The sequence below is a fragment of the Streptomyces sp. NPDC030798 genome, assembly GCF_055572275.1.
The window spans coordinates 421,313-432,000 of the sequence record NZ_JBVIDR010000004.1; the positions used below are offsets into that span (position 1 = coordinate 421,313).

7 protein-coding genes are annotated in these 10,688 nt (G+C 74.8%); all 7 read left to right on the forward strand.

Annotated elements, in window-relative coordinates; genetic code table 11:
* Window positions 1-26: 26 nt before the first annotated feature.
* Window positions 27-1,499 (forward strand): cellulose binding domain-containing protein, encoded by a 1,473-nt coding sequence (locus ACZ404_RS12505; protein ID WP_468438825.1) that lies wholly within the window; start codon window positions 27-29, stop codon window positions 1,497-1,499.
* Between the two features lie 415 nt (window positions 1,500-1,914).
* Window positions 1,915-2,637, forward strand: a complete 723-nt coding sequence (locus ACZ404_RS12510; RefSeq protein WP_468438827.1) for a Crp/Fnr family transcriptional regulator — start codon at window positions 1,915-1,917, stop codon at window positions 2,635-2,637.
* Window positions 2,638-2,748: 111 nt separating this feature from the next.
* Window positions 2,749-3,576: a nucleotidyl cyclase domain-containing protein gene (locus tag ACZ404_RS12515; RefSeq protein ID WP_468438829.1), complete on the forward strand. Its 828-nt coding sequence runs from the start codon at window positions 2,749-2,751 to the stop codon at window positions 3,574-3,576.
* Window positions 3,577-3,581: 5 nt separating this feature from the next.
* Window positions 3,582-6,179 (forward strand): hypothetical protein, encoded by a 2,598-nt coding sequence (locus tag ACZ404_RS12520; protein ID WP_468438831.1) that lies wholly within the window; start codon window positions 3,582-3,584, stop codon window positions 6,177-6,179.
* Window positions 6,172-7,725: a hypothetical protein gene (locus ACZ404_RS12525; RefSeq protein WP_468438833.1), complete on the forward strand. Its 1,554-nt coding sequence runs from the start codon at window positions 6,172-6,174 to the stop codon at window positions 7,723-7,725. The genes ACZ404_RS12520 and ACZ404_RS12525 overlap by 8 nt, the downstream gene beginning before the upstream one ends.
* On the forward strand, window positions 7,722-8,273 hold the full coding sequence (locus ACZ404_RS12530; protein WP_468438835.1) for a Pycsar system effector family protein: 552 nt from the start codon (window positions 7,722-7,724) through the stop codon (window positions 8,271-8,273). Before ACZ404_RS12525 ends, ACZ404_RS12530 begins: the two co-directional genes overlap by 4 nt.
* Window positions 8,274-8,376: 103 nt before the next feature.
* Window positions 8,377-10,641, forward strand: coding sequence for a VWA domain-containing protein (locus ACZ404_RS12535; RefSeq protein ID WP_468438837.1), 2,265 nt, complete (start codon window positions 8,377-8,379; stop codon window positions 10,639-10,641).
* Window positions 10,642-10,688: the final 47 nt, after the last annotated feature.

Here is a 10,688-nt window from a genome sequence, read left to right on the forward strand (position 1 = left end):
ACCTTGCTTGTGGATGCAGGAGTCTCATGCCCGACCTGCCGACCCCCCAGGACGCCACCGAGGCCGCGCTGTTCTCGGAGTGCTGGGACGCCGTGCTCAGCTACGCCGACCTGTGCACCTCCGGCTCCCTGACGGCGCATCAGCTGGCGACCGAGGCGTTCACCCTCGGCATGCGCGAAGTGCGCGCCGCCGGCAGTACGTCGTCCGCGCGCGGCCCCGGGCGGCGCACCGGCCGGCTGCCGGTGATCCCGGAGCTGCTGACCGCCGTACGGAACACGGCCGCGAGCTGGGAGGCCGCCGGGCAGGGCCACAAGCTGGACCCCGACCTGCGGTTGTGGCTCAACTCCGGCAAGGCCGCCCGCTACAGCGGCCCGCCCCTGCAGCGCCCGGTCGCGCTGCGCGGCCTGCGGGACATGCAGGACGCCGACGCCTCGCTGCTGTGGCTCGCCGAGGTGGAGGCGCTGCCCCTGGCGGCGGTCGCCCGGCGGCTCGGGCTCGACCCGGCCACCGTGGCCGAGGAACTGGAGGAGGTGCGCACCCTCTTCCGGGACCGCTGCCGCCGCGCGCACCTCGACAGCCCGATGGACGCGCAGTGCCGCAGCTACGCCCGGCTGCTGGACGCGGTCACCCGCTCGCCGGCCGCCGACACCCCGGGCGACCTCTCCCGGCACCTGGCCACCTGTGTGCAGTGCGCCGAGGTCGCCGCCTGTCTGCGGCTGCACGGCGGTGGTCTGCCCGCCGCGCTGGCCGGCGGGGTCATCGGCTGGGGCGGCCTCGCCTACCTGGAGCGCCGGCGCCGGGCCGCCGAGGTCCGGCTCGGCGCGGGCGGCCCCGCCCCGGCCGCCGACGCCCACACCGGGGATCCGCAGGAGCGCGCGGGCCGCAGCCGGGCGCTGCGCGGCGGTCTGATCGCCGCCGCCGTGCTGCTGTCGGCGCTGGCGCTCGGCGTGTCGATGATGCCGTTCGGCTCTTCCGGCGACGACCGGGCCGTCGCCCGCGACGACCGGCAGCCGGTCGCGGCCCCCGCCACCACCACCCGGGCCGGCGGCCCGTCCACGCCCCACGCGCCCTCCGCCAGCCCTTCCCCGAGCACCATCCGGCGGCACAAGCCGGACCGCCGGACCACCGAACCCGAGCCCCAGGGCACCTCCTCCGCCACCACCAGTGCCACGGCGGAGCCCGACAGGACCTGCCGGGTCGCCTACGACCTCGTCAACCAGTGGTCCGACGGCTTCCAGGCCACCGTCACCGTCACCACCGACGAGGCGCTCACCGGCTGGCAGGTCGCCTGGACCTTCCGTGACGACCAGGAGATCGGCCAGATGTGGGACGCGACCGTCCACCAGCGCGGCTCCCACGTCACCGCGACCGCCGCCGACTACAACCGGTCCGTCGCCGCCCACTCCACCCTGACCTTCGGCTTCCTCGGCTCCTGGCAGGACCGCAACCGGGCACCGCACGACTTCACCCTCAACGGCCGCTCCTGCGCCGCGAGCTGACACCCGCTCGATCCCGGCCACCGGGCGCCGCCCGGCACCCGGACGCGGACGCAGTACCGTTCCCTACTGCGCCACCGGCTTCTCAGGCATTACCGGCCCCTCCGCAGAAAACCAGAGTTTTCGCCAAAACTCCTGCCTGTGCCGGTCGCCGCATATATGCGCGGCATAAACCCGGCACCGGGTCTGACCTGAAGGTCGCCCGTGCGGACGACGCACCGCGCCGGGCCGCCGAGGAGCGCTCCGCTGGCGTCCGGTTGACGGCGGAACCGTTTCCTCAGGTCACCTGCCTGGCGCTTTGTCAATTACCGCCCGGTAGACCCGATGTGGCGCGATTTACTCGACTCAAAAAAGCGCTCTGTCACCATCTACGCCATCGAAAAACCAGCCATCGGGACTGCGGCGGGGGGGCGGGGCCATGGGGCTGCTCGGCAATGACCTGGCGTTCGCGCAGGCTCTCACCGCCCAGGAGCGCGAGAGCGTGATGGCTCTCGGCAGCCGCAAGCGCTACCCGGCCGACGCCCACCTCCTGACCGAGGGTGACCGCTCCAGCCATGTCGTGATCATTCTCAAGGGCTGGGTGACGGTGTCGGTGGTCACCGACCGCGGCGCCACCCGGCTGATACTCGGGCTGCGCGGTCCCGGTGAACTGCTCGGCGAGATGGCCGCGCTGGACCGGCACCCCCGCAGCGCCACCGTACGCGCGCTCGGGCCCATCGAGGCCCAGGTCGTCCCCGGGGACGCCTTCCGCCGCTTCCTCGCCCTGCACCCCCGGGTCAGCGGCCTGGTGATACGTCAGCTCACCTCCCGGCTGCGCAGCGCCGACCAGGAGCGCTCCGCCCTCGCCTCCCTCACCGTGCTGCAGCGCCTGGCCAGCCGGCTCACCGAACTCTCCGGCGCCGAGCCCTCCGGACCCTACGCCCCCTCCGTCGCGGGCACCTCGACCGGTCTGCGGCCCGCCGGACCCGTCGTCCACCTGGCCCAGGACGAACTGGCAGCCACCATCGGAGCCACCCGCGAAGCCGTCGCCAAGGCGCTGCGCCTGCTGCGCACCCAGAACGTCGTCCGCACCGGCAACCGGATGGTGGAGATCCTCGATCCCGAGCTGCTCGCCCTCCTCGCGGACGGCCATCACGAGTAAGAGACCCCGGCGCCGTGTGTAAACGGCTACAGACGGCCTGCGTCCCGGGCCCGAAGCTGAGGGGGACGGACCACCACTTCGACCGGCGAAGAGCAGTGCAAGGGGGCACGGGTGAACCACGACGCAACCGAACTCACCGAGGAACACTACGAGTTGGTGATCAGCGTCGACGCCAGGCGCTCCGGGGAGTACGACGACGTCGACAAGACGCGGATGCGCGAGCGGATCCATCGCGTGGTGAGGACCGCGTTCGCGCACGCCTCGGTGGGCGGCGACGCCCTGCACCTGGAGGACCGCGGCGACGGCGTGCTGGCGTCGGTGGCGGGGATCGCGGCGAGCCGGCTGCTCGGCCTGTGGCTGGTCGAGGCCCACGAGCTGCTGCGGCACGAGAACCGCGATCTGCGCAATCCCCTCGGGCTTCGGATCGGCATGCACGTCGGCCCGGTCCGGCACGACAGCTGGGGCATCAGCGGGCGCGCGGTGGACCTCGCCTGCCGGCTGGCCGACTCCGCGGTCGCCCGGCAGCTGCTCGACGCCGAGGGCGCCGATCTCGTGCTGGCGATCTCCGAGTCCCTGTACGCCGACGTGGTCTCATGCGGCGGCAAGTTCATCGAACCGGCCCACTACTCCCGGGCCCGGCTGCGGCTGAAGGAGGGCGAGGTCACCGCCTGGTTCCAGCTGCCCGGCCGGCCCGCCCCGACGATCCCCGAGCCGGAGGCACCGGCCGCCGCCGAAGGCGCCCCCGCCGAGCCGGCCGCCCCCGACGGAGTGGCGGACACCGCCCCCGCCAAGTCCCCCGCCCCCCGCCCCGACCGGCACCCCGGCGACACCCGGATCACCGTCCACGGCGACATGTCCGAGCACCACGACAACGTCTACCAGCAGCCCGTGCACATCGGCCGCATCACCGGCCGCGACGACGAGCAGCGGAAGGGGTGAGCCGAGTGAGCGACGACGAACAGGCCGGCGCCCCGGCCGAGGACGCCCCCGCCCGGCCGGACCCGGCCCGCTCGCCCGACGGCGGCGAGAAGAGGACCGGCGAGAAGAAAGCCGACGGCAGGAACGCCGACGACAAGAAGAAGGCGGACGACAGGAAGAGCGACAGGCGCCGGGACCGCGACGACAGGTCCCGCGACGACGACCCGTCCGACGACCACGGCGACGACGAGTCCGCCGGGGACGAGGCCGCCGAACGGGAGAAGGAACGCGAGCGCGCCGCCGGGCGGTTCAAGGAGCGCACCCGCGACCCTCTCGCCGAGGAGGACGGCGAGGACGTCCCCACCGACTTCGCGGCGGCCGCGCGCGCCCGCCGCGCCACCCGGTCCCTCTTCGACGTCGGCCGCGACTGGACCAGCTTCGACCGCTCGTACTTCGGCAGCGCCCACATCGGCGACATCAACCTCCGCCTCGACACCGGCCGCGTCGGTGCCGGGATGCGCAGCGGGCCCGTGCCCGACGAGGAACTGCGCAGGCTGCGCCGCATCTACGTGGAACCCCACGGCTACCTGCGGCTGCGCAACGCGCTGCGCTCCCGCCGGCTGCTGGTCCTCGGCGCCGCCCCGGGCACCGGCCGGACCAGCACGGCGCTCTCCCTCCTCGACGAGGTCACCCACACCACGGACACCGAACCCGGCACCGCTTCCCGGGTGCGGCGGGTCGACGCGGAGGGCGGCGTACGGCAGTTGGCGGCGTCCCTGGACGAGGCGCGCGGCGCCGAGGCGCAGGGATCGGGGTATCTGCTGGAGCTGTCCCTCACCCGGCCGGGCGCGCTGCCCCCCGACGAGATGGACCTCGACGAACTGGCCGCCGCGCTGGACCGCCGCGAGGCCTACGCCGTCATCGTCGTGCCGGTCGGATCGGCGGCGAACCCGCTGCTCGCCGGCCGGTACGGCATGCTCTGCCCGCCCGCGCCCACCGAGGAGCTGCTGCGCACCCGGCTGGCCGAGCGACTGACGCGCCGGGCCGGCGACGCCGCACCGGAGGGCGGCCCCCGCCCCGCCGACCTGCTGGCCCGCGCCGAGGAGCTGTGGGCCCGGGACGAGGTCAGGGACGCGGTCGGGCTGAAGGAGCTGCGCCCTGCCGAGGCCGAGCTGCTCGCCTCGCTGCTGGCCGGGCACGTCCTCGACGACGAGGTCTCCTACGAGGCGTTGCTGACCGGCTGCCGCAGCCTCGCCGCGAGCCAGGCCCAGGAGTGGTTCGCCGGCGTCGACCGGGCGCTGACGGCGCTGCCCGCCCAGCCGGACGGCCACCCCGGCCGGGTGGGCACGGCGACCCTGTTCCACCCGGTGGCGTTCCGCGTCGCCCTCGCCGTGCTCGGCGGGGCCTCGCACAGCGCGGTGGCGGCCGCCGCCCACCTGCTGACCTGGGAACTGTCCGTGCAGGGCGACCCGGACAACACCCCGGCCCGCCCGCTGTTCTGTGACGACCCGGAGGCCGACCTGGCGCTCTCACGCGCCGAAGTGAAGCCCGGCGAGGTCGAGGTGGCCGGGGCGGAGGTGCCGGCGCGGCTCATCTGGTACCGGGGGAGCGCGCTGCCGTCCGCGGTGCTCAGCGAACTGTGGGACCGGCACTTCCCGGTCCGCGCGCCCGTGGTGCGCTGGCTGCGGCAACTGGCCGACGACCCGCGCTCCCAGGTGTGGATGCGCGCCGCCGTCGCCGCCGGAGAGCTGTGCGTGCGGGACTTCGACCACGGCTACACCGAACTCGTCCGTCCGCTCGCCGAGGCGGCCACCCCCCGCCGCCGGATCTTCGCCGCCACCACCCTGGACCAGGCCGCCGGCCACGACTCGCACCGCAAGACCGTGCACCGGCTGGTGGGTGACTGGAGCCGGGGCGGCACCGCGTCCCTGCGCTGGACGGCGGCGATGGCCCTCGGCTACGGAAACGCCCAGGCCACGACCGACGACACCCTGGACGCCCTGGCCCGGATCGGCGTCCGGGACGAAGGGGAGCAGCTCGCGGTCGCCTCCTTCAACGTCGTGCGGCTGCTGGCCCTGCCCGACGCCGGGGAGGTGCTGGCGCGGATGTCCGACTGGACCCACCACAAGCGCGAGCCGTACCAGGACCTGGGGCTGTTGACCACCGTCCGGCTCGCGGTGACCACGGTGGACGAGGTGCTGATGGACGACCCCGACGCCCCGCTGGCCGGCCGCGGCGACTGGCCGCTGCCGCTGGCCCTCGCCGCCACCCGGCCCGAACTCGTCCCGGCGATGGCGGACTTGCTGTGGACCGCGCTGAACACGGCCCGGGCCAGGGAAGTGGCGATGGACGCGCTGGAGCGGCTGCTCAGGTCGGCCGTGCGCAAGGACGGCACCGAGTGGACCCGGCCGGGGCTCGCGGCACTGCTGCCGGCGCTGGCCACCGAGGAGTTCGACCGGCGGCGGCTGGACTGGCTGCTGCGCCGCATGATGGACGACCCCGAGAACCCCCTCCCCGACGCTCAGGCGCGCGACCTGTGGTGGCTCGCCGTCACGCCGCCGCCGAGGACACGCGGGCGCGGTCCGCGCCGGGAGAGGACCCGCGAGGAGGAGAGGCATGGCTGAGGACGAGGACGGGACGGCGGGTCAGGGAGCGCCGGCCGGGCCGTTTCTGCGGGAGTACGCGCCCAACGGCATGCTGCCCCAGGCGAGCGCCCAGCGGGCCTCGGTGCTGTTCTACCGCAACGGCGGCTACAGCGTGATCACCGTCGCCGGGGCACGGCACGTCGACAAGCGGGCGCTGGCCCGGCCGTACACCGTCTGCGAGATCGCGCAGGGCACCTTCGTGTCGACGCTCCAGCTGGAGCTGCCGGCCGCCGGGGCCAACCGCTTCTTCAAGGCCGAGGTGGACATCGAGTGGGAGGCGACCGACCCGCACCTGGCCGCCGTCCAGGTGGTCACCGATGTCGCGGCCCGGCTCACCTCCCCGGTGCTGGAGCGACTGCACGAGGTGACGCGGACCTTCCGGGTGACCGACGCCGAACAGGCCAACCGGGTCATCACCCGGGAGTGCGTCGGCGGCCGGTGGAGCGACCTGGGAGCCGACCTCGGCCTGCGGGTGCGGCTGTACGTCCGCCTGGGGGTGGACGACGAGGCCATCGAGCACGAGAAGAGGAAGCGCGAGGTGCACGTCGACGCCGAGGTCACGCGGGTGCGCCAGGACTCCTTCCGGCGGATGCTGCTGGGCGGGGAACTGGAGCAGCTCAGCTTCATGCTGGCCGCCGACCCCGAGGGCGCCAAGGACTTCCTGGAGAAGATCCGGCAGGAGGGCCGGCAGGACGAGAAGGAGCGCGTCGACCGGCTCTACAGCATGGCCCTCAGAGGTGAACTGCACTCCGCGGACGTGGAGACGCAGGTCCTCAACCTCCTCAACCAGGACCAGCGCCGCCCGCTGCAGGGCCCCATCGGGGCGGTGCCGGCCCGCCGGGAGCCGCGCCGGCTCGAGGCCGCCGCCGACGGGCCGTACACCCCGGACTGGGTGTCGGACGAGCCGCCCCGGCGCGACGCGTACCGCGAGGAGGCCGGCCCCCGCGACCGCCGGCGCGACGACGGCGACCGGAACGCGCCGGGCGGCCGCTCGTACCGGCGGGACGACCACCCCGAGGACTACCCGGAGGACTACGCGGACGACACCGGCCGCGAGCCCGCGCGCGGCCGGCCCCGCCGGCCCGGCCCGGTCGTCGACCCCGACGGGGAGCCGGCGCGCGGGCGCACCTGGTCCGACCGCCGCCCGGAGGACGAGCCCGGCTACGGGCGCGGCCGCCGGCCCCACCCGTCCGACGGCCCCGACGGTCCGGCGCGCGCCCGCTCGTACCGCCCGGACGGCTACCCGCCGGACGACGACGGCCGGCGGCCGGCCGACGACCTCGGCTGGGGCGCCTCGCGCGGCCGGCCCCACCGCCCCGTGCTCCACCCGTCCGAGGGCGACCCGGAGCGGGGCGGCGGCCGTGGCCGCGGGTATCGCCCGGAGGACGACCCGGACGCCGAGCCGCCGCGCGGCCGGACCTACCGCCCCGAGCCCTATCCGCCCGAGGACGACCCCGGCCAGGTGCCCCGGCGCCGCAGACGGTCGCGGGACGACGGGTGGTCCTGGGCGGAAGAGGACCGATGACCGCCGAAGGGGGCTCCTGGACCTCCCCCGACCCGGCCGGGCCTGTGCCGCACGGGGGTCGGCACTGCCCGGACCGGGCGGGGGAGCGCATCGCCGAGCGGCTGCTGACCACGGTCCGCGAGGACCTCGGCCGGGCCGACTCCAAGGCGGCCGTGCTGCTGTCGGGAACGCTCGCGCTGCCCGCGTTCCTGATCGGCTGGCACGGCGCCCCGGGCGGCTACGGGCTCACCGAGGTGCCACTGGTCGTCGCCGGGGCCCTCTGGGCCGGCGCGGTGGTCGCGCTGGTCGGTGCGCTGATGCCGCGCACCGGCACGGTCCGCGGCCGGGACGGGGTGACGTACTTCGGCGACCTGGTGGCCTCCCGCGACCTCGCGGGCCTGGCCGACCGGGTCGCCGAGGCCGGGCGGGATCCCGCCGAGTGGCTGCTCGTCCAGGCCGTGGACCTCAGCTCGATCCTTGCCGCCAAATACCGGGCCATCCGCTGGGGCATGGGCTCACTCGCCCTGTCCGCGGCACTGGCACTGGTCTGGGGCCTCACCCCGCGCTGACGCGTGGCCGGCCCGCACCGAGCACTTCATGCAGAGACGAACGACGAAACAGGGGACGGCCGTGGAAACAGTCACGGGAAGACGGCAGACAGGTAGGGGCCGGGTGCGCCGCGCCATGGTCCCGCTGCTGGCGGGCGCCGCGTTGATCGCGTCCCTGGTGGCACCGGGCGGCCGGGATCCGGTACCGGCGGCGGACACCCGGCCGGCGTTCCCGGCGGTCAACTACGCGGTGGCCGTGGACGAGTCCGCGAGCCTGAGCACCGAGGACATGAAGGCCGAGAAGGCCGCCGCCGCCCGCATCGCGCTCGGCGACGTCTCCGCGGACTCCCACGTCTCCGTCTACGGGTTCGCCGCCGCCGAGGCCGCCGACCAGAAGGCGGTGGACCCGGTGTGCCCGCGCACCGCGCTGGACACGGCCGGCCGCGACACGATCGGCGCGTGCGTCGGCAAGCTGCACAGCCGCACCAAGAGCGAGGGAACCGGCACCGACTTCCCGAACGCGATACGGCAGGGCGTGCACGACCTCACCGACGGCACCGACGCCTCCCAGCCGCGCGTGCTGTTCCTGCTCACCGACGGGTACATGGACGTCACCGACAGCCCCCAGTACGGCGACCCCGCCCACCGCGAGGCCGAGGGCCGGCACCAGCTCTCCCTGGCGCTGAAGGAGGCCGCCGCCAAGAACGTCCAGATCTGGCCGCTCGGCTTCGGCTCCGAGCCGCGCCTGGACGAACTGCGGCGGATGGCCGCCGGCGGCTACCAGAAGGGCTGCGTCGACCTGCCCTCCGCCCGGCCGAAGCCGCACAAGGTCGAGCCGGAGGACCTCGGCAGCACCCTCGAGGACATCTTCGCCGCAGCCCACTGCCTGCGCCACGAACGCGGGCCCAGCCTGCCGCCGCCCGCCACCCTGAAGATCGGCATCTCGCCGCTCGCCACCGTGGGCAGCATCGTGGTCGACAAGGGCGACCCCCAGGTGAAGATCACCTACTACGACCCGAGCGGCGCCAAGGTCCCCACCCACGGCACCTTCAGGAACTCCAGCTTCGAACTCGCGGGCGGCAACGGGCCCGTGGAGGCGCTGAAGGTCGTCGACCCGCTGCCCGGCGCCTGGAAGGTGAAGGCCGAGGCACCCGAGGGACACCGCTCGCTGCCCGTCGCCGTCAGCGTGCTCTGGCAGGGCGAACTGCGCGGCGCCATCACCATGGACCCGCCCTCGCCGCAGGCCGGGGAGAAGGTCACGGTGACCATGCGGCTGCAGACCCGCGAGGGCTACGGCATCAAGGACCCGCGCGACTACGCCGGGCTGCGGGTCCGCAGCGAGCTGACCGGCGACGGCTTCAGCCCGCTGGCGCTGGACCTCGCCGACGCCGGCACGGCACCCGACCCCACCGCAGGCGACGGCTCCTTCACCGGCTCCGTACGCATCCCGCAGGCCGCCGACGGCGCGCTGAAGGTCAGCGCCACGCTCACCGCCTCCGGCCTCAGCGCCGACACCCGCAGCGCGAGCGGCGAGGTGGCCCCCGGCCAACTGCCCGTCACCACCTCGCTCGACCTGTCCGACGCGAACGCCCACCCCGGTGACCGGATCACCGGCACCCTGGCCGTGCACAACACCAGCGGCACCGCGCACACTCTGCGGCTCGCGGTCACCGACCTGCGCAGCGGCCTGCTCTCGATCAGCCCGGACCGGATCACCGTCGAACCCCGCGAGTCCGGCACCCGGAAGGTGACCGTCGAGGTCGCCCCCGCCGGCGTCTTCGGCGACCGTCTCGGTGGCGGTCTCCGGCTCGCCGGCACCGTCACCGTCGTCGACACCACCGACCACGACCGCACCCTGGTGCGCAACCCGCTCTCCGTCGACGTCACGCCCCGGCCGACCATCGTCGACCAGTACTGGTGGGCCTTCGTGTCCGCCGCCGTCGTGCTGCTGGCCGCCGCCGTCCTGGTCGCCGCCCGGGTACGCCGGCGCCGCCGGGCCAAGGACCCGTACGGGCTGGTGCTGCACCTGGTCGCCGACGACGGCAGCGTCCTCGCCAAGCACGAGGCCGGGCACGGCCACAAGCAGTGGTACGAGTTCACGGTCGCCGAACCCCACCGCAGCCCCCGCATCGAACGGCGCCCCCACGGCCCGTACGCCGTCCAGCGCAACCCCAAGGGCGGTGGAGCGGTCCTGCGCCGCAAGGGCGGCGGCCGGAGCCTGGTGTCCGTCGGCGGACAGGCCCCGCTGACCGACGAACTGCATCTGGCCCTCGGCGAGGACAAGCGCCCCGCCAAGAAGAAGCGCTCCCGGCCGCAACCGTCCACCACCCGCCCCGCGCCCGACGCCGCCGAGTCCGGCAGCACCAGCGCCTTCAGCTCCTACGAGTGACGCCGCGGCGGGCGGACGATCCGACCGCTCCGCCCGCCCGGCGCACC

Coding starts and splice junctions, on each gene's coding strand:
- ACZ404_RS12505 (WP_468438825.1), top strand. CDS start 27: ATGCCCGACCTGCCGACCCCCCAGGACGCCACCGAGGCCGCGCTGTTC.
- ACZ404_RS12510 (WP_468438827.1), top strand. CDS start 1,915: ATGGGGCTGCTCGGCAATGACCTGGCGTTCGCGCAGGCTCTCACCGCC.
- ACZ404_RS12525 (WP_468438833.1), top strand. CDS start 6,172: ATGGCTGAGGACGAGGACGGGACGGCGGGTCAGGGAGCGCCGGCCGGG.
- ACZ404_RS12530 (WP_468438835.1), top strand. CDS start 7,722: ATGACCGCCGAAGGGGGCTCCTGGACCTCCCCCGACCCGGCCGGGCCT.